This window comes from Pedobacter jaeyakensis (assembly GCF_054461315.1).
The window spans coordinates 2151417-2177544 of sequence record NZ_CM136921.1 but is presented as its reverse complement, the minus strand read 5'-3'; the positions used below and the strand labels follow the sequence as shown (position 1 = coordinate 2177544).

The following is a 26128-nucleotide window of genomic DNA, read 5'->3' as shown; positions in this document are numbered from 1 at the left end:
TAGTTTGCAAATACAAAAATTAATTGGGCACAAATACTTCGTTAGTTCTCCATATTGAATTAAAAAATATAAGTTTGTATTTAACCTGATATATTGAAAAAAATAAGCGCCCTCAGCCTCTTATTGCTTTGCTTCTGTACCTGCAGTTTATTGGCACAGACCAATCGAAAAGTTTCCGGATCAGTCATAGATTCTGCTAAGACAGGAATTTCAAACGCCACAATATTACTGATTTCCGGTCAGGATACTTTGAGTACAGAAACGGATAGTTTTGGAGATTTTCGTTTTTCAAAAGTTACCTCCAATAGCTTTACTATACAGATAACCTCCTTTGGATATATTGATCAGGAAGCACAATTTTCCTTCCATGAAAAAGAAAAGCACAAAAAGCTGGGTGCTTTTATTATTAAAGTTTCAAAGGAAATGCTCAAGGAAGTTGAAATAACAGCAAAGGCGAATCCCATGAGGTTTATGAAAGACACTGTAGAATTTAATGCCGGGGCATTTCAGGTTAACGAAGGGGACAATGTAGCTGATTTGCTTAAGCAATTGCCAGGAGTGCAGGTTGACGAGAATTACAACGCCACTACTATGGGTAAAAGCATGAAAGTTCTTAGGGTGAACGGGAAGACTTTTTTTACCAGCGATGTAAATGAATTTATTAAGACACTTCCGGCAGGTATCGTTTCAAAAATGCAGATCATCGATGATTTTGGCGATCAGGCAAATTTTACGGGAATTAAAATAGGTGAACCCAGGAAGATACTTAACCTGATAACCAAACCGGGAATGGACAATGGTTCATTTGGCCGGATTTACGGCAGTGCGGGAACAAATGAAATGATTGGAAGCAGTGCGGAGCTGAGCCGCTGGAAAAACACCAAACAAAGCTCGGTTAGCTTAAACGGCAACACGGCTAATAATGGGGCCGGAAATAGCAGGTCGCTCGGTGTCGGAATAAATCACAATGATAAAATAAGCGAGTTTATGGAAGGTCGATTCAATTACAATTTTTATAATAACGGGAATGCCTTTTCGCAAGAGCAGGTTTCTGAATCAATAAACCCCGAAGGTAAATTTAACACCAACTCTCAAAGCCAGGGCGATAACAAAGGCAACAATCATAGGTTAAACATAGGCACCAATTACAATAATAAAAAGGTATTTATAGAAAGTAATATTGGTGGCAGTTACAATCAATCAGACAATAGCAATAGCTCATTGGTTAATCAATATGGACTATTGCGACAAGACTTAAAAAGCAGAAACAGCTCCGGCAGTTCTGCTCCAAGTTTGTCTGGTAGTGCCTCATTCTCAAAGAAATTAAAAAATAATAAAAACTCTTTTACCGGGCAAAGTTCATTTTCATTCGCAAATAATAATTCAGATCAAAATATCAATACAAATACACGCTATTACAATAAAGATTCTGGAGATTTATTGAAAGATTCTGTATTAAACAGAAATCTAACCAGCAAATCTGCAAACAGCAATTTCGAGTTCGGATTCAATTATAGTATCGGTTTAAAAAAACCTAAAGATTCCCTGGCAAGGCAAAGCTTAAATATATCCTATAACGCTAGTGCTGGTAATAATACAAATGAGGTTTCTACGTTTGTATTCGACAATAAGAGCAATCGCATTTCATTTGTAGATTCCCTAAGTACATCTTTCAGTACCGTAAATTTTAACCAGTCTGTTGGGGCCAATTATAACTATGACTCGAATAAAGGCAGGTACAATATTGCCGTGAATGCCAGGCCAAATCTGCTTACCAATCGTGATTTAAGGTTACGTCAGAAAATACAAATTAATAACTTCAACTTCTCTCCATCCGTAAATTACAGTAAAACGCTGACGCAGGGGAAAACCGTTTCGCTAAACTATTATGGTTCCACAAGAAATCCAGATATTTCACAATTACAACCCATACGAAATGCTCAAAATCTGCAAAATATTGTGGTAGGCAACCCTGAGCTTAAGGCCTCATTCCATCACAATCTAAATGCAAATTTTAATTATTCCCAATTAAAAACAGGAAGGTCCCTGCAATTAGGCATCAATTCATCTGCAACACAAAGAGAGATTGTGAGCAATGTATCTTTGGTTTCCGACACCTTAAATAGTCTCAAGCAAATTACCAGGTATCAAAATGTTAATGGAAATTATCAGATAAACGGCAATTATTTTATTTATGCGCCATTCAGGAAAAACAAGTACAGCATCAGGTATTCAGGTGCACTGGGATTTTCCAATCGTGCAGTAATTTTTAATAACGAGAAGGTGTATGGCAAGGGACTAAATTTTTCGCAAAATTTGTCTGGTACATTTACCGGCAAAAAATTAACATTAAATACGCAAACCAGCTATGCAATAACCAATAATAACAATTCAAATTCTCTATATGGAGCAGGAAATTATCAGTCGCTCGGCATTGGTCAGATAGGTTCTCTAACATTTTTCAGAACAACTACCCTGGGAGCAAATATTGACGGAAATTTGCGGTTACCAAAATTCTCCTTGAGGGGTGGTGTTAATTACAACAATAGCAAGAACAGCGCAACTACAGATCAGCCCTTAAGAAATACCAGTACGGTAACCATGAACATAACCGGACGTATGACCATTAGAAAAAGCTATTTTGTTAATTTCAGCACATCGAAACAAATCAATTATGGTTACGCGTTTGCCAACACGAACCCGCTTGTGATCAATGCCGGATTAGAGAAAAGCTTTTTTAAAGACAGGTCTTTGAATATGGGCATTTCAGCAAACGATTTATTGAACCAGGGGAATAACATTTCTAGAATGGTTGCGGGGAATACAGTTATCGACAGCCGCAGTAACCAGATAACAAGGGTATTTTCTGTAAATTTAAACTACAATTTATCCAGATTTGGCGGAAAGAATTTCAGAGTAGATGCAGATTAGTTAGGGGAAACGCTTAAACCTTAAAATTTTCTTAACTTTATAAAAAAGAGATGAAAGCATTTACTTATAACTTCATATCCCTCAAGAACCTATTTGTTGTTTTGTTGTTAGCTACTGCAACTTTAACAGCAGTAGCACAAGAAAATCCCAAAATAGATTCTGTGGCGTTTACAAAGCCTCAATTAGTAGAAACAGCTTGTGGTGAGTGCCAGTTCCATTTAAAAGGTGAAGATTGTGATCTTGCTGTTCGGATAAATGGAAAAGCTTATTTTGTTGACGGCACCGGCATAGACGACCATGGCGATGCGCATGCCAAAGATGGCTTTTGCAATTCGATCAGAAAAGCTGAAGTAACCGGCAAAATAGTTGACGGGCGTTTTAAAGCAATTTCTTTTAAATTGGTAAAGAATACTGCGGTCAAGAAAAAAGAGGGTTAACTTTTTTCAATCGAACTTATCCAATTTTCCACAAGCCTATCTTTTACAGGAGTTTTAGAGGCAACAACCTTCAGTACCCCACCAGCCATAATATCACTTTGTGTGAGGTAATTACGTTTCAATTCCTTTCCATTCAAGTAAACAGCCTTGATAAACTTGTTTTGCAGACTAAAGTCTTCAACCTCAACCTTGAAAGTTTTGTTGCCAGGCAATTGATAAGTCAGCGATTTAAACAAAGGTACGTTTAAGTAGTATACAGGCCAACCTACACAAGCAGGAGAAAAGCCGCTAGCGGTAAAGATATACCAGGCAGACATAGCTCCGGCATCATCATCCATAGTTCTTAAATAAGCTTCTGGTTGATTTTGATAGATTTTGCCGATGTTTGAACCAATCCCCCTGCTGTTGTCGTTAAAATAATTCTGTATCACGGTATCTGTAGCAATCTGGTGCATCCAATCTTGTGATTTCCAGGACTCTTTAGTCATGTTGTACATCAAAGGAACCTGAAGATCTGGCTCATTGGCATGGTTATATAAATCGCGATCAAAAAACTCATCTAGTTTGCTTAAGTATGCTTCTTCACCTCCATTTAAAGCGATCAAACCTGTCACATCATAAGGGACAAACCAACGGTATTGCCAAATCGTACCTTGATAAAGACCCCTGGCCTGCATTTGATCAACATCTCTCCTACCCATATCACTAAAGTCTTTTTGCCAGAAGGTTCTATATTCCAGAGCCCTCTTTTTATACTCGTCCGCCTTCACTTTATCTTTTAAAATACTATAAATCTCAGACATAGCCCATGTATCATAGCTTGATTCCAAAGCTTTATCAGGCGCTTTGTAATCTAGCCGGTTAACCTCTCCTGCTAAAGAATCGGCAATTTTTTTAAAGTCTACTTTATATCCTTTGCGATAGGCATCAAGTAATACTACAATGGCATGCTCAGATCTAACCGTATTGGAAGGTTCTGTTTGAGTGGCATAATCTTTCTTCCCAGAGTTGTACATATCGGCAATTGAGGTGATCATCCCAGCATACTTATCCGGGGTAATCAAAGACAACAGGGGTAACTGCGTGCGGTAGTTATCCCATATTGCCCAACCATTGTACCTTATCTCTTTACTCTTTTTTAATTCACCTTTGGTTGAACGGTATTGACCATCCGGCTCAGAGATCATAAATGGCGATTGCATTGTTCTGTATAAAAGCGAATAGAATAGTTTTGCATTATCCATATCACCCTCGACCGCAACTTTACTCAGTAAAGCATCCCAATCTGCAGTGGTTTGGTTTTTTAACTGATCGAAATTGTTCTTGTTTACAGAGGCCTTCGCCGCTTCAATACTTACTGATGATAGCGCTATATTCAATTCAGCTATGGTAGCCTCATCACTTAATGCTGTATTTAATTTATGATCGCCTTTTTCCTGCCAAACGTAATCACCTACCAGTTCCAGGTAATAAAAAATTCTATATTTACCCACTCCACAGGTAGTTTTGGCATCAATCCAACCGCTAACTGCATTTTTTGAAATGGTGTGTTCTTCAGCGACAAATCCACCTGAAAACGCATGAGATAAATCCAGATAAAAACCCTTTTTACCTTTTGGAAACTGATAAACATGCTTACCGGCGTTTTTGTACACAGTCAGTTTAGCACTAATCTGGTTGTCAAAACCCACCTCATAGAACCCTGGTCCGGCATTTTCAGACACCTTTATTAAAGTAGATTGAGCAGCCTCTGCGCCTAGAAAAGGTTTGATTAAAAGGAGTCCGCCGCTTCCCGTACAGCCCACGCCCTCAAAACGGGTATGCGTAAATCCATTGAACTTTTTAGCTAGGTGTTCATAGCCCATATGTGTTGTTGGATAGGTTTGCGGACCAATACTCAACATACCGAAAGGATATGATGCCGCGGGCGAAAGCTGTCCATGATCGCCAGACGAACCAAGAAATACATTTACCAAATCAGCTGGTTTACCCCTTGCCGGCGAATAATTTTGCTGTTGTGCAACAATTGTAGTGGTATTTAAGGCTATAAGGAGAAGGATAGATCCTAAAATTCTTTTCATTACTTATCTTTTGATTTCCCGGATGCAGAAAACTCAATGAGTTTCATCCTGATGTATTGACCAGCCGGAGTTAAATCATCTTGAGTCCAGTTACCAGAAACAGCTGCCCCAGGCTTTAATATGGCAGTTGTTTCCGCTTTATCAGTTACATTCCAATTCGCGGAGCTCAACTGGTGCTTCTCCATCCAATTAACCCACTTATTTGTCTTATCAAGATCAAATAGCCCATTACCATCTGATTCCCCAACTCCCCATTCCGTAACAAAGAGCGGAAGCTTTGCTGCAATAGCGATTTCCACTTTACGCATCAGGTTTTCCTGATGATTGGGATCAGAAGCATAAAAATGAAAAGAATAGGCGATGTTTCTAAAACCTGTGATTGGATCCTTTGCAGTAACATCTACATCCTGGTCCCAGGCGGGGCTGCCTACAATAATCAGGTTTTTACTGTCGACTTTCCTAATAGCTTCAATGACCGGGATTGCATAACTTTTAATGGAAGTCCATGGAATTCGCTCCGGCTCGTTAAATATCTCGTAAATCACATTTGATTTACCTGCATACCTTTTAGCCATTGCGCTAAAAAACTGAACTGCTTTATCCTGATGTTGATTCGCATGATGGTCATGCCAATCGATGATCACATATATACCATTTTTAATGGCCGCATCTGCAGCGGCAGTAATTAACTCCGTTTGCCTGGCAGAATCCGCAAGATAACCACCCTCATGTTCAATGGCCATCGCAAGGCGGAGAACACTGGCTTTAAAATCGCTGGCCAACCAATTCACCACGTCATTATTGTAATATTTTCTACCTCCCCAAATACTCCACGACATGCTGATTCCTCGCAATTGCGGAGCTTCACCTTTCCTATCAACAATTCTTCCAGCAACAACCTGAAGTTGTCCATGTTCCACAACTGGTTTCGGTTGTGCATTGGTAGTGATGAAGGCAATAAAACAAATCAGGGATAGGCACAGCTGCTTCATACTATTTGAGTTTTTTACTTCCGCTGATGTTGTATCGTAAACCAAAAGCTTGCTGACTGTCTACCACGCCCTCTACAAAGTGGAAAGAAAGATCAAGAATGCCCTCTACGTTCTTAAAAAGAATTGGACGCCAGGTTAAGTCAGTTCTATTGTATGCTTTTGCAGTATAGAAGCGGTCTCCAAAACGGATATGATGCCCTTCACCATTATAGTAAGAATTGATGATACCAAAGCGATGATACGCTGCGTGAAACTCTAACAACAACCCTTTAGGTGTATGCCAGCCACCAACACTTCTCACGCGTTCGAAAGACATGAGACCGCCCGCATTGATGGTTAAAGAATCCAAGCCAGTTTTACCAGTAAGGTCTACCCCGGCTTTAATGGCCAGGGCACCGTTATCTTCAATATGATCGCCAACAATATTTACAGCCGGACCAGCGTTGTGCAGCATCATGGCATAATGTGATGCAAAGAAAACCCCGTTTTTATAACTGCCTGAAAGTCCGAAGAGAAAATTCTCACGCGCGGTGGCGGTTTGTCTGCTTGTCCAGTCTATCCAAACTGTTTGGCGCCAGTGCTCGTTTTCATATTTTACCAGCATACCTTCCACATTTGGCCGGTAGTAATTTAAAGTATCCGTTAGTATTGCCCTTGGATAATCAGTTAGCAGCTTATATCTCGGAAAAGCACCCATATAAAAATTCCAGTTTTGTTTGGTAAACTGGTAATAAACAACAGGATCAATTTTATTAGTGAATTTAGGCGATCCAAATTCGTGCAACGCATTAAAACCTACACGTATTCTATGCATACTATCGATTGACAATCCAATCTCGGGCGACAACCTAACCCCAAAAATAGTCTGCGGGTAACGTCCGGATTTTCCGTATTCCCGGTTATCAGCAAAAGAATGTAAGTTCAATGCACCCTCTAAATCCTGCGAAAACAGAAAGTTTGTGGCACCAAATATAAAAGCAATAGTCAATAGGAGTTTTATCCTCATAGAATGATATTTAACGGCTTAAATATATGGCTTTTTGACGGATCGGAAACTTATTGCACCATCAATTTGTTATTGCTTAACAATATCTTAATGATATAGGCAACCCTTAAACTAAAGCATCATGAAAACTAGCAAGACAAAAACCGAAAAAGCAGAAATAACAGATCAGAAAAAACCTAAAGGTGCGGAGCCCGAGAACAACACATCGGCAAAGGATGCAAAAAAGGTACCCGTTAAGAAAAAATCTTAGTTTGATTATCTTGTTCTGAAAACTTTATCCCATAGATCAGAAGTAACACCATATTTCTTGGTAGAATCATCATAATGATGAAGCATGTGTTGCTGTTTTAGTTTCTTCCAAAACCCACTTTTGAATTGGGCATGATGAAGCATGTAGTGTGTCATGTCATAAAACAAATAACCAAGGAGGAATCCGGCAAAGAATCCATCCAGCATAACTGGATAAACCAACCATTTAAAAAGAAAATAGAAGGCCAATGCTAGTGGGATACTCGCAGATGGCGGCATCACAAGCCTTTGCGCATCATTGGGATAATCATGGTGTACCCCATGGAAAATGAAATGAATTCTTTTTCCCCAATCAGAGCTTGGATAAAAATGGAAAACAAAACGGTGCATAATATACTCCGTCAATGTCCAGATGAAAAGTCCTACTAATAAATAGCCAATAAAAAGCATTAGACCATTAGTTTGTACTGATTTCCAGCAAAAGAATAAAATTGTTGGCACAAAAATGATCAGCGGCACGAAATAGGGCACCTTAGATAACCCTTCAAGTAGCGGGCTCTTAAACATTCTCACTGATTCAGGAGAATTGGAAATAAAATTCTTCTTCATCGCTCTGGCATTTTATTCAACGATGAACAAAAATAAGCCTTTTATCTATTTTATTTTATTATCCGCGTGTCAATTTCTTAATCTAGGTTAATGCTAATGTTTTACGCAGCCTATACCTTTGTAGGGTAAACTAAAAACAAAAAAGATGGCTCAATCAATATTACATACAGCAGCAAGCAGAGATCATTCTAATCATGGATGGCTTAAGAGTTTTCATACCTTCAGCTTTGGCGGAAATTACAATCCTGAACGCATTCAGTTTGGAGCATTGAGGATATTAAATGACGATTGGGTAAGCGGTGGCGGTGGCTTTGGGGAGCATCCTCATGATAATATGGAAATTATCTCCATCCCACTCGAGGGTTCTTTGCAACATGAAGACAGTATGAATAATGTTGCGGTAATTGAATCTGGAGAGATCCAGGTGATGAGTGCCGGGACAGGAATTTATCACAAAGAGTTCAATAAAAGCGGTGGAGCCCCGGTCCAATTCCTACAAATCTGGCTGTTCCCAAATCAAAGGAATGTGGAGCCCAGGTACCAGCAGGAACGTTACGAAGATTTGCTTAAACCAAATCAATTTGCACAAATACTATCACCAAATCCTGATGATGAAGGTGTTTGGATCTATCAGGATGCCTGGTTTTACATGGGTAAATTTACAACGGGTACTAAGTCGGAATTTACTTTCAAAAATGAAGGAAACGGATTATATGTTTTCATCTTAAAAGGAACAGCAACTGTTAACGAACAGACACTAAATGAGCGCGATGGCTATGGAATTTGGGAAACAGAACGTATATTTATAGAAGCCGGTCAAGACAGCCAGATTTTATTAATGGAAGTACCTATGAGCTATTAAAATGGGAAAAACTGAAATTCTTATTGTTTGTACACACGAAGAGATCCTGAAAACCATTGTCAGGCTCATCAACTCGAACCCTGAAATGAATGCCACAGCAGCTGTTTCACAGGAGCAGGCAATAACTTTGTTTAGTTCTGCATCTTTCAGCCTGGTGTTGATCGGCGCAGGCTTAACAGAACAGGAAGAATCAGACCTAATTGCTAAAGTGAAAAGTTCAAGATTAAAAGTTCCCGTTATAGCTCATTATGGTGGCGGAAGCGGGCTTTTATTTACAGAAATCTACCAGGCGTTAGGTAAGTAATCGTATCGAATCTGTTACTTGATTTTCAATAATTAAAATATTAACTTTAACTCGGTTTATTTTAGCATCCCCCCCAAATGGAACGATGCTTAGGGAGCTTGGGTGGTTCCGGCTCCCTTTAAAAAAAAGAAAAGCTGCTTTGCAATTGCGAAGCAGCTTTTCTTTTTTTATTTCAGATTGACTTATTTCTTCTTCCAGTCTTTCTCCAGCATTTTGATAAAATATCCGCCAACCACGCTTCTTGCCTGGAAACCAACCATTTTACCGTCAGTAGTTTCATGCCAGTCACTTAACGGCACACGGGAAGTAGCTTCCGTTGCATATTTATAAACAGGTGCAAGCAGTGCTTGAAAATCTGGATCATTATCTGCCAATACAGAAGTCCATAAGATCCAATCAGATTTCGAATAAGTTTTGCGACTATCCAATGGCAAACCATAACTGTTTTGTTTGGTCAAATAGAATTTGATCTCTTTAGCATAAACCTCTTTTGGAAATAAATTCAATCCCAACAGCTTATCCCATACCAAATTGTATTTCTGGCTCCAGGTTCCTTTTTTATCAAAAGTTAATGCGTAATGATCACCATCATCAGCCATGGTCATCCATTTCAAGGCCATTTCCTTAGCCATGGTTGTATATTTTTTCGCTTCAGCTGTTTCACCTAATTTTTCGGCAAGCATACCATAAGTACCTAAAGCTACAATGGCTTTAACCGACAAGTTGGAGTTCCTGGCCAGGTGACCGGCAAAATCATCAGTACACAATTGATTGCCCGGGTCGAACCCTTCGCGACTCAGGTATTCTGCCCAAATGCCAAGTGTTTTCCAATGCTTCCTGGCAAACTCTGCATTTCCCTCAGCCTTTGCAATCGCGCCGGTTAGGATAATCATATTCCCAGACTCCTCTACAGGCATATCTTCACCATAAGTCTGTCCATTCGCTAATGGATAAGTACCTAAATCATGCGCAGCAAATGGCTTAACCCACCTCCCACTTTCACTGTAGGCAAAAATTCCATTTAACAAACCTTTTACAAGTTCTGGATTATAAGCCAGAAACAGTGGTGCTGAAGGATAAGTTACATCTACCGTATATATGGAACCGTTACTGAAGTTCTCTTTAGACATAAAAAGTAAATCTCCAGAGGGGCTCTTTACCAATTTATGAGCAGCAATAGCCTGTCTGTATCCCAAAACGCAAAGTTTCGCGTACTTCTCGCCGCCTGCAGCCAATGCATTCTTATACATAGAGGCATCAAAAGCATTTACCTTTTGAATTACCTTCGCGTAATCAGTATTCGCATTGATGAGCTCACTTGTAAAAGTTTTGCTTCCATCACTGTTCCAGTAAGCTTTTAAGTTTTGTCCAAAGTATTGAACCGATTCCTGATCATCATAACCCAGCATGATATATTGTTGCTTTTCAGCTGCTGCTACCTTACCAAAATTAAGCACTGTACTTAAAGATAGTTTGGTATCAGTTTGTGAAGTAGGCCGAAAAATCTTCAACCCTTTCGTAAACTCTACAATGGCATTCTTTTGCGGAAGGATGTATTGAACAGCTTTGTTTGCCAAAGGAGTAGCTACATACATATAGCCCCAATCTATCCTGATGTCATCCCCTTTTTTCTTTAATATGGGTTGCTCAGTTGTACCAGCTTTCAATATGGCTAGCGGACCAGCATTTGCTATTTCTGCCTTAACCTCCTGTCCGGATGTGTTGGTCGCAATATTTGTTGACGCATTAAATAGTACTTCAACATTGTGGATTTTTTTGTCGTTAGACTTTACTTTATAAGTGATGTATGAGATTGGTCTGGAAACCATATGCAGATCGTCCAGCAACAACGGCGAAGTAAAGGTTAGCGACAAATCTACACCTCCCGATTTAAACTCATATTTAGTTTGCGTAGCAGTGATGACAACACTTTTTTGCTGCGCGGCTGCAACTGGATTGCTGTCGACAGCTTTTGTGACCAGACCGGCATCTAACCATGCGCCACCTGCGGTATTGGCAATGTGGATCGCCAGTATGTTGTTTTCCTTTTTCAATCCTTGCAAAACCTCCGCTTTAATCGGAACGTATATAAACTTGTTATTCGTCCAGCCTTTAGTGCTATAGATTAGGTTCCCATTTAGGTAAACTTCTACATTGTCATCGTGACTAAGCTTTAAAGCCAAATCTTTCAATGCCGGATTTGCTAAATCAAAAGAACGTCTAACCCATAGGTTCTTGCTTTTCCATTCTGTTTTAGCGAATGCTGATACATCACCAAAAGGCGCAGCACCAGTCTTCCAATCACCCGCCGAGAAATCAGCTGCTTTCCAATCACCAGAAGGAGCCGTTTCCGTATAGCTAAAGTTATAATCTTTATCATCAGATGCAGGCAGAACGGCATTATAAGCCTGTTCCGTATCACCAAGGAAACGGTAAGCCTTACCATCTACTTTAATGATGCCAAGAAGTGATTGTTCGGCACCGGTCCAGTGCTTAGTTACAGATTCGTTAAGCTTATCTGTATTAGACCAAATGCTAAAATAAGCATCATGCGTAATTAAAGGGTAAGCAGGGGCTTTCGTTTCTTGAGCAAAAGCTGAAGCGCTTATGCCAAAAGCAAAAAGAAACAAGATTTTTTTTCTAATCATTTGTGGTTAAAGATTTTAGATAAATGGTTCAAGGATTATTATATCACTAAAAACCCAGCTGCTTTGAGGCAGCTGGGTCTTAAGCTTTTTAAAGATATAAATTATTATTTGTCTTGTCTGTATAATCTAATTTGATAAAGTTTGAAGTTTTGATCAGATTGTTGGAAAGTGGCAACGAAACCAAAAGTAACCGTTCTCTGCTCAGTCAACAAGAAAGCAGTTGTAGAGTTCAGCGGTCCATTTCCACTAAACCTCAACCAAGCAAGAACATTAGGATCAGTTTCAACATTTGTAACATCAGGCAAACTATTTGCTTTAGATATCACATTGTATAGCCTATCTTTTACTTGGAAATCATGGAATTGCAACTCGTAATAATACTGCCCTGCAGGAAGTGGCGCTAAAGAAGTCTGTTCAATTTTACCATTAACGATATCGGTTTCTCCACCCCATTTCTCCATAGACATGGTGTTACCTTCCCATTCGTCCCATCCACCCATTTTGCCTTCACGTTGTCTAACAGCAGCATTTACTCGCCAATCAGCCACTACGCCCCATCTGCTTCCTACACGCTCAGATGCAATAAACTTACGTCCGGTATTTTTCAAGAATTGATTGGTAACATCTTCTAAAGTACCATTTGACGAAACCAATTTAACTACGTTTGCTTGTGCGCCGAGTTTTGTTGTTAAAACAACTTTAGCAGTAAATAACTTTCCCGCTTCGTAAGTTTTTACCGGCTCAAGGTCAGTAGACTTGGTACCGTCACCAAAATCCCAACTCGCAGATTTTAATTCAGCAGTAGTATTAATTCTGAATTTTACTGTATTAGCCGTACCATTTGGTAAAGCTACAATCTTTGCAACTTGATTAGCATCAATATTAACGACCACTAATTTCTTGGCTTTGGCGCCATCAGCAGAAGTTCCTGTTAGAATAACCTCATACTTTCCATCTCTTGGAAACATATGTGTCGGAGAAAGATCGGAAGATAAGCTGTCGTCACCAAAACGCCATTCCACCGTTTTGTAATTAGAAGATTTGTTTTTAAAATCGAAGGTAAAAGGATCTGCTTTACCTGTGTACTCGAAATCTACAACGGGTAAGTTTCCTGAGTCAGATGGATCTACAGGTAAAATACGGTCTTTTTCGCATGCTACTATGCTCGCTGCGCAAAGCAAAAATAAAATCGGTTTAAGGATTTTGTTCATGGGGGAGAAATTTATATTTGGTTTATGTTTACTAGTCTTCCAACCCTATTGGAAAGTACTAATACATAAAGATAAAGAATATTATATTTCACTACAAAATTTTTTGTAACATTTATGTGATTTAAAACTTTTTGGAATCTAATTAGGGCGATAGTTTATCTTTCTAGTGATGAAAAAATGATTTTTGTCGCGCCGAATTGTCAAGGTTGACCAGTTCCCTAATTTGTCAAATGCATACTTGCAAGAGATTCTCCACTGCTCTGCACCTGTCTCATTTAGCCTTTTTTGTTCAGTTAGATTGCCGTACTGATCATAATCGTAAACATTTGACCATCTGATGTGGTTGTTTAACGCATATATCCTATCATTCACAACGTTCCCTTTTAAATCGTAGGTATAATTCGCATAATAGCTTTTTGCAAGCGAATCAGGAATTAACACATCCTTTGATATAAGCCGACTTTGTAAATTGTATCCAAACTTTTCTTCGAAATTTAACTTACCATCCTCATCATATTGAACACGCTGTTCCACCAACTTATTTAAGTTATACAAATATCGAATGAGAATGCTGCTTGAATCCGTAGTTTGTTTCATCGCCGTCCTATTCCCTAAAACGTCGTACAAGTATTTTTTAACGGAATATTTATCCTTTTCGGCTATCAACTGATCATTTTCGTAATTATAGACAATCTTGTTTTCAATAACATTGCTATCAATAGTATCATAAATCAGCTGTTCAACTAGATTTCCTCTGACATCAAAAGTAAAAGTGCTTTTTTTAATCAGGACGGGATGACCTGAGCTTTGATCATAGCTACTTTCCGTAAATGAACTTATTTTTCCAGCCGGCATTTTAACGGGCGTATTAAATGGGTACTGAGCGAAAATAGATCCCCAATTCAGCATGAACATAGCCAACAAAAGAATTCTCTTTACCAAATACAGTTTATTTAACTTCATAATAAGCCACTTGTCTGCATAAATATCCTAAATCATTAATCCCCTCAAACACTATTTCATACATGCCCGGTTGATCGGAGGTATAAAAACTAAAATCAATTTTATTGCTTCCGTTGCCAATCAGCTTCGGGTTCCAGTACACTGCAGTCCTGTAATCATTAATAAATTCAAATTGACCAGAGCTATAGTCGGGTAGAAAAAAAGAATGTGGCTTAGCAAAACCTAATGGGTAGTAGTTAGTTATATTCGGCGTATATAATTTATCCCTCTTCTCCTTTTTTTTAGTGATGATCAAAAGAGATTCTCCACCTAACATCGCTTTTAACGCTAAGTTTGTTCTAACAACTTCTATCTTTCCAATATCCAGCGGATCTAATACATTATTATCGAAAATGTCTTTCAGTTCTGCGGTGGTCATTATTTTCCGCCCATCTAAAAACACATTCATTGGAACCGGATCACGCGCCGCCCATGGACAGTATATAACGTCTTGGTATTCTTTAAATTCAACACCGTGAAGCATACCCCGCAAACATTGACCTAAAGAAGCGCAATGTTCTGCATCCCTCATAATATAGGTTTGATCTGCATGTCCATCAGGTACAACATTTCCAATTTGCTTCGTATAAATTATCTCTGTCTTCAATTGCGCCCTAATATTAACTTCCTTTAGGCTTCTGGATTTCGCTCCAAAATATAGAGGCGCCTCTATATCATTCTGTTCCATGTCCAGCATCGCCATGTTTAGTTCAGCTCTGTTCGGATTTAAACTGAGGCTCATTGGTGGCATCTCATCAACTGAAATGATTAACCGATCTGAATTGTTTGCCAATCTGCCTTGAATGGTGAACCTTGTCCCCTGATTGATCTTTATCCCGTCGAAGGCAAATTTTCCGGCTTCATCAGACTTGGTTTCTTCCATAATATTACTATTCAGCGAAACCATAGTCACTTTTGCATTTACGGCTGGCCTGCCATCTAAAGTGGTTACTTTACCACTAACAACAGTCCTGGCTTTCTCAACGTCAAAAAGTTGATTAACTGCAGACCCTTTTGTCTTCTCGTATTTATCAAGTTGTTGTGTTAATAGGAGGTCATCCAATGCTTTTAGTCTTCTTTCGCCCCGATCCAAAAAATAATAATTAGGTTCTTCTATGTATCCCTTCAGATCAGAAGAAAGTAACAAGCTGGAAAAAATCGTTACTTCATTTTTCTTATTGTTTTGTACAGTATCCAAACGCGCTACCGTAGCGCTAAAGTTGCCGTTCAATTCCTTTTGATCCATCGATTCCGCAGAAATCCGCACTAATTCTTTTTTTACAAAGGCCGACTTATTTAGCTTTAGTTTTGCAGTCAAGATCTTTCTGTTATTTATAAAAATGGTCCTCGAATTAACTATAGCGTTCTTATTGATCAATTCTACTCTCGCTACCCCCATAGGAAGACTGTCTAATTCCATTTCAACGGTGGCCTGTCGGGAAATCATCGAAACAGATTTTTCATATACAGTTGCTCCCCCAGATTTAATCACTACACTTAAATCTTTATTGTTGCCTAAACCGGGATCATTCGTCCGCACTGAAATAAGTTGACGGGTATTCCGCAAACTACAACTCAATTGATAAGCATCGGTTCTTGCTTTTGGAAGTTTATAAGATACCTGCTGTCCACTGGGTAGTTGAATATCAGCAGAGTAATCCACACCAGCTTTCATATCAATTTCAAAACTCCCTATTCCTGCATGTGATGCAAGAATATTACCGACCAAATGACCAGCGCCATCAACAACTTTACCTGTTATAGCGATTCCTTTTCCATTCTGCCCTAATGCCCTAAAACCTATTCTATTTTTAACTCCAGCCAGTAAGACCCCTCCTTCCGGAAAGAACTGAACATCAGATTCTGACCATTTTCCAAACAATGGGAAAGTTTTAGTGACAACACCTCCCCGCTTTTGGTCTACAAAGGATTCTAAATAACTATCCTCCAAATTTATTTTATCAGATTGCTGTACCTCAACCGTTATATTACCGAGTGCATCAGTTTTGCTTGTCCCTTTAGATACCAGCGCTCTTTCAGAAACGATATTATACCGAATTTGCTGTCCCGACAGGGGATTACCCTCCAAACCTTTATAATTAAGTTTAAGCAATATGGAAGACTGATTTCCCTTGGTTACGAATTCATAGTTGGCTTTTGCTTTAATTCCTTTTACAGAATACCCGCGGATGAAAAATGATTTGTCGAAAAAATAAACGGGGTCACTATTTCTCATGGCCTGCGTATAGGCCCGAAGTCTGAAAGCGCCTTGTTTTATTTCATCTTCTAAGATGATGTCTCCAAAACCAACTCCTTTATTAACCTGGACTTTGATGGTTTTCTGAACAGAATCTTTTTGATTGATCAGTTCTACGTAAACTGCTTCACTTTGGCCGCTTAGCCTGTTTTCTTGCCCATTGGTCACATAGGCCTTAAACCAAAGCGTATCTCCGACGGTATAGTTCTGTTTGTTAGTTTGAATATAAACCTTTTCGTGAACAATTGGGATTACACGCTCATTCTGGGCATATTTTACGAAAACAAATAAAAAGACAATGATTAAATACCGGAGAGCGATCATGAATAGTAATTTAGTAAAACGTTAATAATACTTCTTAAGATTATTCAGTTAAGGGATATACATGGTTATTAGTAAGGCAATTGGTAAGTTACAAAAGGGTACAAAACTTAAAAATATTATTTAGGCATTTAATCTAAACATTTCGCCAAGAGCAACCTGCTCCTTTTCCAAACGTCAAAGAACTTCCACAGCCAATTATCACAACTGACAGCTTAAAACAAATTTGTCTTCGATTGGAAATTTAAAACCACAACGATAGCATATTTTTCAGCTGATCAGCAAAAGCTAAAATTGTTCGGAATGTCCTTTAAGTTACCTGAATTAAATGGGTTAATACGAGTGAGAATAACTTATAAAAGAGCGCTTAATTTCAAATATAAAGGTGTGAGAAAGCAGCGATAAATCCAAGTAAAATTAGAGTTATTATTTTATATAATAATCTGATTTATACATATTTGAAACTATTTTTTCAAGTCATAGCAGTCGCAAAAACAATTTTTTTTACCCGAAATTGTGCTCAAAAAACATTGAGATGAAACACCTCCTTAAAATGTAGCATTTGCGGCACTTAGAGGTATCTTGGTGCAGGACACTAGGTATCTTGGTGCGGTAAAAAACCTACCTTTGCCCACTGGAATACCCGCAAAGTGACTTTCAGTGCTACACGAGTGCTACAGGTGCTAAAATCAATTAGCAAAACAATAGACGTAAAAAAAGCGACCAAGTAGATATGAATTTCACTTGATCGCTTTAAATATCAATCATTAAAAGAAAGTGGTACACAATCATTTTTAGCCGTGCAGCCTTTCAACTAAGTTTAACTATCTAAACAACCTGATCTCCAAAGCCTGGACGTTATTTTTACTCCATATTGCAGAAATTTTCCAACGATAGAATACAAATAGTCATGGATTGGCAACGGTAAAATAGAATTACTGTTTGTACTTATTTCAACGCAGGTGTGCAAACTGCTGGTCATCGTTCTTGCATCCTATACCGTGCAATCAATATTGTCCATTGAGCCTTCTAATGTCCAGTTTTCGGATCTCTTCCATCAGAGTCATTCGCATTGCGAATCGCTAAATAGTAAAAGATAGGTAATTTCTGTTGCGCATAGCGAGCGTTAAAAGATTAAATAATATTAATGGTCAAATAATTTGATCAGGAAATCCCAGTCGTAATATACTAATCGGCTGACACAATCATCCTTACCATAAGACATCACTACCCCATCTTGAAAATTGATCAATCCCATTGGAAAAACAACTCTCATAGCAGTACCTCTGGTAGCGGATAGCCATAGCTCTTCATAATTTCTATTATCTACCAATTTAGAAAAATCAATGGGTATTTTATGGTATTCAACGTTTTTAGTTACAGGACAAAACCTCAATACAGTATATACATAAAACCGGGTATTGATATTTCCGTTTGGTAATGTTATATGTGAATGCACGAAACAATACTGCCAACTAGAGTTTTCATTCGGACCGGCTATGAATGGAGTGCCTCCACGTATTTGACCATATGCCCAGGAGCCAGTTTTGTTAACTTCTAAACTGATCTCACTAAAGCAGAAACTATCCTTTCCATATTTAAACTCAAGCACCCTAACATGTGGTTCAAAATCCGTTACTAGGTATAAATTATCATTGAAAATATAGGGAATCCAATTTTTAGAATGTAAGCTCTTAGTATACTTCCTTAACGATGTCTGTTGGCTAATAATTCCGGTTTTTACATCTACAATACCAATGCCCAGTCCGTACTGAAAAGTCCAAACATTAGAGTCTTTTTTAGGAAGATAAGTATAAATCGCCATCAAATTATCACGAAAAATAAATAGCCTAACGTCCTCGAACGCTGAATTACCATTCTCTGGAATCATTGGAATATGAGAAAGAGGCGAAAAGTTCTCATCAAGTTCAGTTAAAAAATTTCTAGCATCATAGTCATCCAAACTGTCTGTTCTATATGCACAAAATAGCCTACTATTAAATCGTTGGATAGACGCATTTATCTTGAATTTTGCTGAAGCAACTAACGAATGTTCTAATTCGAATTCTTCGCCATTTCTCAACTTCGACATTTGATCTTATTTTTGTATTTTAACTTTAAATATAAAAGAATTACCTTGAATAACGCAGATTACCAATTCAATTGTGAAAATAATCAAACTTGGACACGTATAGATATATTTTGTCTTGAAGAGCAATTAGGCACGATAATATCAAATTATATCAGGCCATTTATCGAGACAATAGATCGTAAACTTGATTATTATTTTTTAACTGTTAATAATAGTAACAGACCCCATTTAGGCCTTCACTTGCTTTGCGATTCGGAAAGTATAAAACTGCTACAATTGCTAGCAGAATACTTTAAAAAAAATAAAATATTCCAGTTGTCTTCAAAAAATTCTGTCAAAGTCGAAATTACACATAATGTTGCCCAATTGTTTTTGTCGAATCCCATAGCTAATCCAATAAACTTTTATTTTGCGAAAGAGCTGACTCAATTGTTGTTTGAAATTGCTGATAAGGACATGATGGAACGGGAAAAAATACTTGAACTTTCTCTACACATTCATTTGTGTTTGATTAAAAATCGGGCAATGATTGACGAAACAAATTTAAAAACGCTGTTACTACAAGGATATTGCATTACCGTTAATGATGGTCAGGATTCAAAAGAAGTTTTGAATTTTATGTCTGATTTATATGAAGAAAACAAGGAACAACTTGCTGTTATATTTGACTCGATTATGAATTTCGATAATTACAAAAGCCAAAGTTTACCATCATGGTTTGATAAATGGTTTAACCATTGTCTTTTAAAATCAGCGCAAAACAAAGCAAATTATCCAGCAAACCCTGTAGTTTTAGATATTGTTAATTATATGATCCCAAATTTCATTAATATGCAACTTGGCCTTTCAAAAGATCTCATTTTTTTACAATGTTACCTAATCAATAGAATAATTAACACCCCTTATGATTTAGAAGGCATTTCTTAGCCTTATTGAGTGCAGAACCTATAACTTGGTGCATATCATAATATCTAAATTCACCAAGTCTGCCTCCGAAAATCACATTTTCCAATCCATCCGCAAGTGACTTATATTTTCCATAAATAATATCATTCTGCATATTATTGATTGGATAATATGGTTCGTTTGTAGCATCGTGATAGCTTGGATATTCTTCAGTAATGATAGTTGTTTTTTGATTTCCAAATTCGAAGTGTTTATGTTCAATTATCCGAGTATATGGTATATCATTAGCCGTGAAGTTAACTACTGCATTACCTTGAAAATCAGACACACCCAAATGCTTATGCTTGAATTTCAGACTTCGATACTCAAGATGACCAAATTTGTAATCAAAGTATTCATCTATTTTTCCACTATATATAATTTTATCTGCCAATTTTTCCAGTTCGTCTCTTGATTCAAAAAAATCAACATCAAGTTTTATCTCAATGTCTTGCAACAGAGCGTTTGTCAATTTATTATATCCTCCAATTGGTATTCCCTGATATCTATCATTGAAATAGTTATTGTTGAAAGTATATCTTAGGGGTATTCGCTTTATTAAAGACGGAGGCAATTCAGTCGCAGGACGTCCCCATTGTTTCTCAGTATATCCCTTTATTAATCGACTATAAATATCCTCCCCGACCAAGGCAAGAGCCTGCTCTTCTAAATTCCTGGGATTTTTCGACTGATAGCTTTTAGTCTGATGTTCTATTATCTTTTTAGCATCATCTGGTTTGCTAACACCCCAAAGTTTGTAAAATGTATTCATATTGAAGGGCAAATTGTAAATTTCGCCATTAAAGACAGCGATTGGAGAATTAGTGTATCGGTTAAATTCAACAAACGAATTAACATAATTCCAAATTTCTTTGCTATCAGTATGAAATATATGCGCCCCATAACAATGGACATTTATACCTTCTATATTCTCACAAAAAGTGTTCCCTCCCGAATGACGCCTTTTGTCGATAACTAAGCATTTTTTTCCAGCTTTTTTCATTTCGTGTGCGAAAACTGCACCAAAAAGACCAGCCCCTACTATAAGAAAATCATATCTTTTCATCGACCTTTTCTATAGTTTTTTTATAACTGTAGTCTGCCATTACTTTTCTGAAAAAAGCTATAAGATCGTCAACGTGGTAATCAAATGTAAAAACCATTCTCTTTTCCCAAACCGTTTCCCGAATTGCCTTAACCTTTGCTTTATCTGCTAATTTGACTCCCAGTTCTGAAAAATCATTAAAATCGATGCCCATTCCCAATTTATTTATTAAAGAATATGTTGCAGAAATATTACCAGAATTATCCATTTGCAACATTGGTAACCCGGCAGCGGCTAAGGTTGTCATTCGGGCAGCATAATTTAGATCGTACCAGCTAGCCTTTAACAATTCTCCTTGATTTTTACTCTTTAAAATATGAAGCCATCCTGCATCATATTTGGATAATTCGCTAACCCAGTTCTTTGGCGTACAGTTGGGGTGCAAATGAAAATAACCCGGTGCTTGGTAATTAGCCATCATAATCCAATTTTGCCAAAAACTCTGCTGAAACTCACCGTAAAAATGGAAATGTATTTTATGCTGTGCCAATTCAGCAACATCCTTGGGAGAAATTCCTAACGGTCTACCTGGAACAACTGTATGAATTTCGCCATCTAATTCAGAAATCAAAGATGACCGGTCATCTGTGAAAAAATTATTTTTTGGGAGGTCACCGTCTAGTATAAACGAATTTGAACTGTCCATATATAAAAACTGGTTGAACCAATCCCTTACCTCCGGATTAGTATAAATTTGCGCATCAGAATTAATTTGTAATTCCATGAGCTCTTTCCATATCCCGTTTTCCCGGCAGATAAAAGGGCCTTCTTTAAAATGCCATATAAATGGCACGCCTAAGTTCTGCATCATAATATAGTGTGCAAAAGGCACAGCTTGATAATTTAATAGTGCGTAAATTAAATCCGGCTTAATTTCAGCTATTTTTTCAACATAGTTATCTATAGAAATGTCTTCTATATTCCCAAACGGTAGAGGTCCAACTGTATTGTAACAATGAGGAGCCGTCATCCAAAGTCCATATAACTTGTGCCCTCTTTCTTCGAAGGCAATTATCCTCTCAGCATTATAAGCCAGTTCTCCAACTAATAAGATCTTTAAACTTTGCTCATTCCTAATAAGCGGACTCCTAAACTCACTAAAGTTCTCTTCTTCATCAATGAAATTACCAACTGAGGAATGAAATTTTATTAGTCCTTTGACGTTGTAAAATTGTTTGTAAAGATTTATGCCTCCATTTTCGTTTTCTCTAATTATTTTATGTCTCTGCTCCGGGTGTTCAATCCACTCGCACGTGACTTCGTACGTTGGTATACGACAAGCGACGTCGCATACTTTTGAAAAGAACATTTTTTCTAGATCATCAGTAACCAATTCGTCTCTTTCCATCCAATAACAGGGTAATTTCTGGTGTAGCACTTGAACCAGTTGAAGTGTTTCTCCTTCTATTAATTCTTGGCTCGATGAACTGCCACTACTCATCTGATTATCTTGATAGTTAAATCTAATCCCTGAATAAATCAGCTTTGCATTTCTATTTTCATGATATTTGTTATAAAGTGATTGAAGATGGCTTTTGAAATAGATGTCGTCTGACGGAAGATAGGCAATAAGATTAAATTTACTAGATCTGATCCCAAGATTGACCGAGAAGCCAAGTCCCTCATTGATATCATTTTCCAAATATATAATCCTGGCATCTTGTATAAAATGCCCAATAATTTCTTTAGTATAATCAGTGGAGCCATCGTTAACAATTATTAACTCCCAGTTCTTAAAAGTTTGCTCTATGAGACTTGTAATTGCCCTTGCAATGAAAGATCCCTGATTATAAGTTGGCATTATTACCGAAATGCCAGATAGACCTTCAAATTTAATTTTTGAATCTTTCATTTTAATATTTTAATTAAAGACCGAGTTATCCGCTTAAATACTGAAAGATCCTCTGTAATAATCTCTGCATCAGCAAGCATATTATTTTTTAACAGCATTTTTCTCGATATATTTTTGCCATCACTAATTGCAACCACTGCAGAATATGAGTCCTTCACGATGAAACCATTGATACTTTGAATTTTCCCAGTTAATATTCCAAACTCCTCAAATGGATAACTCCTAACCTTTATGTGAACTTGCTGCCCCACTCTTATCTTTCCAATATTTTGTTGTGAAATTGAAACAACTCCATAAAACGAAGAATTTTCTGGAGCGATGAAAAATAGCGGTTGGCCACTATCGACAAATTGTCCCTCTTTTAAGTTAGTCAAAAGAGATAAATTACCATCCATCTGAGCTCTAATTAAATACTGGCTTTCCCATCTTCGTATTTTATTCATAAACTGATCCAAATAGTGTAAAAATCTATGCCTATTCCAGTCGTGAATTAAATTACCGCTTGCAGCTTCTTTCCTTGACAAACTATAATTTAATGTTGAGACAAGAAAACCTCGATAATCATTATCTAATTCACCAAAATCATCTTCCCCTAACGTGTTCAACATCTTTAAATTAACCTTTCCACCTTTCATCACATCCAAACGCTGTTGCGATAAATTATCATCTAGCGAGAGAATCAGCTTTTTGTCAGCTATACTTTCAAACGCAATTAAAATCTCCCGTTCTTTAACAAACTGATTGTCCTTAACATATACTTTCGATATTTTTCCTGAGCCTAAACTATTGATTGTAACCGGAGGACTTTCAGATTTAATAGTCAATGTCGTTTTAATTAAGTCGGGATAACGTACAACGGATGATATAATTATAATAAACAATAGGACAACAAAAAAAATACTAATTCCCCATCTCAACAACCATGATGGTGGTGCAGTTATAATATCCTGAACTTCCTCTGTATAATCTGTGTCTTTACTGTATAATGACGGCATAATTAACTTATTAGTTACAATCCAAGTTCTAATTGATTTTTAACCAAACCAAAATAAGATCCCTTAAGATAGATCAACTGATCATGAGTACCTTGCTCAACTATTTCTCCAGATTCCATGACTATGATATTGTCTGCATTACTTACTGTACTTAATCGATGAGCAACAATAACGACAGTACGACCATTAAAAAATTGCTGTAAATTATTCATAATTATACTTTCATTGTTTGCATCTAATGCATTGGTTGCTTCATCAAAGAAAATATAATCCGGATCTTTATATACGGCTCTAGCAATAAGTATACGTTGCTTCTGCCCCTGACTAATTCCATTACCACTTGCGCCAAGTTTAGTTGCCAGACCGTTAGGAAGTCCAGAAATAAAATCTTCAATATTTGCGATGCGAATTGCTTGCTCCAACCGGAACTTGTCTGGATTTTCATCACCTACAGCAATATTTTTTACTATATTATCAGAAAAGATGTAGCCATCCTGAGTTACTATCCCGCATCTGCTCCTCCAAGTTCTGTAACTTATATCAGCTAACTTTAAATTTCCGATTCTTATTTCACCCTTTTCCCATTTATAGAATCGCATCAGCAACTTAAGAATGGTTGTTTTACCACTTCCGCTCATACCGACTATTGCAGTAGTCTTCCCAGCTGGAATGTACATTTCGATGTCTCTAAGTACTGATTCGTTGCCGGCACCCGGATATGTAAATGTGAGATTACTTATGCTAATACTCCTATCCTTAGGAAGTTCTTTTTGATAAGTTTTGTTAATTATTTCTTCATCTTCCATTTCATGAATCTCATTTAGACGCTCCAAACTTATTTTAGCATCTTGAAAACTTTGAATGAATCCCAGAAACTGTTCTATAGGACTATTTAACTGACCAAAAATATATTGGACGGCCATCATTCCTCCGAGCGTGAGATCGCCATCGATTACAGATTTGGCACTCAAAAAAGTAATTAAAATATTTTTTCCTTGGTTGATAAACATCGAACCGGCTTGCTGATACTGACCGAGAGCCATACTTTTAATTCGAAATTTAAATAAGCTTGCTTGAATATGTTCCCACTCCCACCTTTTCTTTTGTTCACAATTATTCAACTTAATCTCCTGCATACCATTTATAAGTTGGATAGTATTATCTTGATTTGAGGATGACAATTCGAAGTTTTTATTATCCAGTTCGCGACGCGTTTTTAAGAAAAGTAAAATCCATCCGGCATATAGTGTGCTACTGATCAAAAAAACCATAAATAATTTTGCATCATAGTACACAAGTACAACAGAAAATGTCACCAAGTTAAATGCAGAAAAAACGATACTAAGTGATGATCCAGTTAAAAAATTTTGTATTCGCCCTTGATCGCCCATCCTTTGAAGAATATCACCTGTCATTTTTGTATCAAAGAAGACCATTGGTAGTCTCATCAATTTAATTAGAAAGTCTGACAATATAGAAATGTTTATTCTTGTGGTAATGTGGAGAATGATCCACGATTTAATAAATTCAACACTCATGTTACCTAAGAAGAACATGATTTGTGCAAATAAAATAACGTAGATGAAATCTATATTCTTTCCATTTATTCCAACATCCACCATTGCCTGGGTTAAAAATGGCGCTATAAGCTGCAGTAAACTCCCAACTCCCATGCCCATTAAAAGTTGTATGATTAATTTCCGGTAAGTATAGAGATACTTGAATAGAAATGACCACTTGACTCCGGTGCTTTTGTCTTCCTCTTGCTTGTAAAATGTATGTGTAGGAGTCAACACTAAGGAAATTCCGTCATGAAGTTCTTTTGTATTAATCCAATTATTCTTGAAATCTAATTCAGAGTATACTAAAATACCTTCAGATGGATCAGCAACGTGGTATTTACCATTTTTTATTTTAAACAGCACCACAAAATGATTATGACGCCAATGAAGAATACAAGGCAGTTCAATCTCCTTGAGTTGACTTAAACTCAGTTTGACGCCTAATGATTTAAAACCAATCTTTTCAGAAGCTTCACTGATACCAAGTAACGATACACCTTCTCTGCTAATCTGGCAGTACTCCCTTAGCCGCTGGAGTGAGTATGACTTACCATAGTACCTTGCAACCATTCTTAAGCAAGTAGGCCCACAATCCATCTGATCATGTTGTTTATAAAGTGTAAATTTCACCCTAATTTTTAGATTAAATGTACTTCTATGGTTTAAT

Annotated in this window: 19 protein-coding genes; 6 read left to right on the top strand and 13 right to left on the bottom strand. The window is 37.4% G+C overall.

Annotated features, from left to right (window positions below; all coding sequences use genetic code 11):
* Positions 1-93 precede the first annotated feature (93 nt).
* Positions 94-2931, top strand: coding sequence for a TonB-dependent receptor (locus ACXZ1K_RS09690; RefSeq protein WP_458973187.1), 2838 nt, complete (start codon positions 94-96; stop codon positions 2929-2931).
* A 50-nt stretch (positions 2932-2981) separates the two neighbouring features.
* Positions 2982-3368 carry a DUF6370 family protein gene (locus ACXZ1K_RS09685; RefSeq protein ID WP_458973186.1) on the top strand — a complete coding sequence of 129 codons (387 nt, stop codon included), beginning with the start codon at positions 2982-2984 and terminating at the stop codon, positions 3366-3368.
* On the opposite strand, the gene ACXZ1K_RS09680 is transcribed toward ACXZ1K_RS09685, so the two are convergent.
* Genes ACXZ1K_RS09680 through ACXZ1K_RS09670 form a run of 3 tightly spaced genes read right to left on the bottom strand, consistent with a single transcriptional unit; the run spans position 3365 to position 7447 of the window.
* Complete coding sequence (locus tag ACXZ1K_RS09680) at positions 3365-5449, bottom strand: glycoside hydrolase domain-containing protein (RefSeq protein WP_458973185.1); 2085 nt, start codon at positions 5447-5449, stop codon at positions 3365-3367. The genes ACXZ1K_RS09685 and ACXZ1K_RS09680 overlap by 4 nt on opposite strands.
* Positions 5449-6441, bottom strand: a complete 993-nt coding sequence (locus ACXZ1K_RS09675) for a glycoside hydrolase family 5 protein (RefSeq protein WP_458973184.1) — start codon at positions 6439-6441, stop codon at positions 5449-5451. Before ACXZ1K_RS09675 ends, ACXZ1K_RS09680 begins: the two co-directional genes overlap by 1 nt.
* Before the next feature lies 1 nt (position 6442).
* Positions 6443-7447: a hypothetical protein gene (locus tag ACXZ1K_RS09670; RefSeq protein WP_458973183.1), complete on the bottom strand. Its 1005-nt coding sequence runs from the start codon at positions 7445-7447 to the stop codon at positions 6443-6445.
* Between the two features lie 121 nt (positions 7448-7568).
* On the opposite strand from ACXZ1K_RS09670, the gene ACXZ1K_RS09665 reads away from it, so the two are divergent.
* On the top strand, positions 7569-7697 hold the full coding sequence (locus tag ACXZ1K_RS09665) for a hypothetical protein (protein WP_458973182.1): 129 nt from the start codon (positions 7569-7571) through the stop codon (positions 7695-7697).
* A 5-nt stretch (positions 7698-7702) separates the two neighbouring features.
* Here the strand turns inward: ACXZ1K_RS09665 and ACXZ1K_RS09660 are convergent, their stop codons facing one another.
* Complete coding sequence (locus tag ACXZ1K_RS09660; RefSeq protein WP_458973181.1) at positions 7703-8305, bottom strand: sterol desaturase family protein; 603 nt, start codon at positions 8303-8305, stop codon at positions 7703-7705.
* Between the two features lie 145 nt (positions 8306-8450).
* Between ACXZ1K_RS09660 and ACXZ1K_RS09655 the strand changes: the two genes are divergently transcribed.
* Both ACXZ1K_RS09655 and ACXZ1K_RS09650 read left to right on the top strand, forming a co-directional pair.
* A complete protein-coding gene (locus tag ACXZ1K_RS09655; protein ID WP_458973180.1) occupies positions 8451-9167 on the top strand; it encodes a pirin family protein in 717 nt (238 codons plus the stop codon).
* Position 9168: 1 nt separating this feature from the next.
* Positions 9169-9471: a hypothetical protein gene (locus tag ACXZ1K_RS09650; RefSeq protein ID WP_458973179.1), complete on the top strand. Its 303-nt coding sequence runs from the start codon at positions 9169-9171 to the stop codon at positions 9469-9471.
* Positions 9472-9653: 182 nt separating this feature from the next.
* On the opposite strand, the gene ACXZ1K_RS09645 is transcribed toward ACXZ1K_RS09650, so the two are convergent.
* The 5 genes from ACXZ1K_RS09645 to ACXZ1K_RS09625 form a co-directional block, all read right to left on the bottom strand.
* A complete protein-coding gene (locus ACXZ1K_RS09645) occupies positions 9654-12119 on the bottom strand; it encodes a glutaminase family protein (protein ID WP_458973178.1) in 2466 nt (821 codons plus the stop codon).
* Positions 12120-12223: 104 nt separating this feature from the next.
* Positions 12224-13330: a DUF5013 domain-containing protein gene (locus ACXZ1K_RS09640; RefSeq protein WP_458973177.1), complete on the bottom strand. Its 1107-nt coding sequence runs from the start codon at positions 13328-13330 to the stop codon at positions 12224-12226.
* Between the two features lie 138 nt (positions 13331-13468).
* On the bottom strand, positions 13469-14293 hold the full coding sequence (locus ACXZ1K_RS09635) for a hypothetical protein (RefSeq protein ID WP_458973176.1): 825 nt from the start codon (positions 14291-14293) through the stop codon (positions 13469-13471).
* A complete protein-coding gene (locus ACXZ1K_RS09630) occupies positions 14280-16913 on the bottom strand; it encodes a carboxypeptidase-like regulatory domain-containing protein (protein ID WP_458973175.1) in 2634 nt (877 codons plus the stop codon). The genes ACXZ1K_RS09635 and ACXZ1K_RS09630 overlap by 14 nt, the downstream gene beginning before the upstream one ends.
* A 1141-nt stretch (positions 16914-18054) precedes the next feature.
* Positions 18055-19002, bottom strand: coding sequence for a hypothetical protein (locus ACXZ1K_RS09625; RefSeq protein ID WP_458973174.1), 948 nt, complete (start codon positions 19000-19002; stop codon positions 18055-18057).
* Between the two features lie 45 nt (positions 19003-19047).
* Here ACXZ1K_RS09625 and ACXZ1K_RS09620 point away from each other — a divergent pair, with 45 nt between their 5' ends.
* Positions 19048-19929 carry a hypothetical protein gene (locus tag ACXZ1K_RS09620; protein WP_458973173.1) on the top strand — a complete coding sequence of 294 codons (882 nt, stop codon included), beginning with the start codon at positions 19048-19050 and terminating at the stop codon, positions 19927-19929.
* Here the strand turns inward: ACXZ1K_RS09620 and glf are convergent.
* From glf to ACXZ1K_RS09600, 4 genes are read right to left on the bottom strand one after another with little or no spacing between them, the layout of a single operon-like run.
* Positions 19895-21013, bottom strand: coding sequence for a UDP-galactopyranose mutase (gene glf, locus ACXZ1K_RS09615; RefSeq protein WP_458973172.1), 1119 nt, complete (start codon positions 21011-21013; stop codon positions 19895-19897). The genes ACXZ1K_RS09620 and glf overlap by 35 nt on opposite strands.
* The gene (locus ACXZ1K_RS09610; protein WP_458973171.1) at positions 21000-22904 is read right to left on the bottom strand and encodes a glycosyltransferase family 2 protein; all 1905 of its coding nucleotides are present in this window, start codon (positions 22902-22904) and stop codon (positions 21000-21002) included. The genes glf and ACXZ1K_RS09610 overlap by 14 nt, the downstream gene beginning before the upstream one ends.
* Positions 22901-23899, bottom strand: coding sequence for an HlyD family secretion protein (locus tag ACXZ1K_RS09605; protein WP_458973170.1), 999 nt, complete (start codon positions 23897-23899; stop codon positions 22901-22903). The genes ACXZ1K_RS09610 and ACXZ1K_RS09605 overlap by 4 nt, the downstream gene beginning before the upstream one ends.
* A 14-nt stretch (positions 23900-23913) precedes the next feature.
* Entirely contained in the window at positions 23914-26091 is a 2178-nt protein-coding gene (locus tag ACXZ1K_RS09600; protein ID WP_458973169.1) for a peptidase domain-containing ABC transporter, read from the bottom strand.
* Positions 26092-26128 lie beyond the last annotated feature (37 nt).

Coding starts and splice junctions, on each gene's coding strand:
- ACXZ1K_RS09685 (WP_458973186.1), top strand. CDS start 2,982: ATGAAAGCATTTACTTATAACTTCATATCCCTCAAGAACCTATTTGTT.
- ACXZ1K_RS09680 (WP_458973185.1), bottom strand. CDS start 5,449: ATGAAAAGAATTTTAGGATCTATCCTTCTCCTTATAGCCTTAAATACC.
- ACXZ1K_RS09675 (WP_458973184.1), bottom strand. CDS start 6,441: ATGAAGCAGCTGTGCCTATCCCTGATTTGTTTTATTGCCTTCATCACT.
- ACXZ1K_RS09670 (WP_458973183.1), bottom strand. CDS start 7,447: ATGAGGATAAAACTCCTATTGACTATTGCTTTTATATTTGGTGCCACA.
- ACXZ1K_RS09665 (WP_458973182.1), top strand. CDS start 7,569: ATGAAAACTAGCAAGACAAAAACCGAAAAAGCAGAAATAACAGATCAG.
- ACXZ1K_RS09660 (WP_458973181.1), bottom strand. CDS start 8,305: ATGAAGAAGAATTTTATTTCCAATTCTCCTGAATCAGTGAGAATGTTT.
- ACXZ1K_RS09655 (WP_458973180.1), top strand. CDS start 8,451: ATGGCTCAATCAATATTACATACAGCAGCAAGCAGAGATCATTCTAAT.
- ACXZ1K_RS09650 (WP_458973179.1), top strand. CDS start 9,169: ATGGGAAAAACTGAAATTCTTATTGTTTGTACACACGAAGAGATCCTG.
- ACXZ1K_RS09645 (WP_458973178.1), bottom strand. CDS start 12,119: ATGATTAGAAAAAAAATCTTGTTTCTTTTTGCTTTTGGCATAAGCGCT.
- ACXZ1K_RS09640 (WP_458973177.1), bottom strand. CDS start 13,330: ATGAACAAAATCCTTAAACCGATTTTATTTTTGCTTTGCGCAGCGAGC.
- ACXZ1K_RS09635 (WP_458973176.1), bottom strand. CDS start 14,293: ATGAAGTTAAATAAACTGTATTTGGTAAAGAGAATTCTTTTGTTGGCT.
- ACXZ1K_RS09630 (WP_458973175.1), bottom strand. CDS start 16,913: ATGATCGCTCTCCGGTATTTAATCATTGTCTTTTTATTTGTTTTCGTA.
- ACXZ1K_RS09625 (WP_458973174.1), bottom strand. CDS start 19,002: ATGTCGAAGTTGAGAAATGGCGAAGAATTCGAATTAGAACATTCGTTA.
- glf (WP_458973172.1), bottom strand. CDS start 21,013: ATGAAAAGATATGATTTTCTTATAGTAGGGGCTGGTCTTTTTGGTGCA.
- ACXZ1K_RS09610 (WP_458973171.1), bottom strand. CDS start 22,904: ATGAAAGATTCAAAAATTAAATTTGAAGGTCTATCTGGCATTTCGGTA.
- ACXZ1K_RS09605 (WP_458973170.1), bottom strand. CDS start 23,899: ATGCCGTCATTATACAGTAAAGACACAGATTATACAGAGGAAGTTCAG.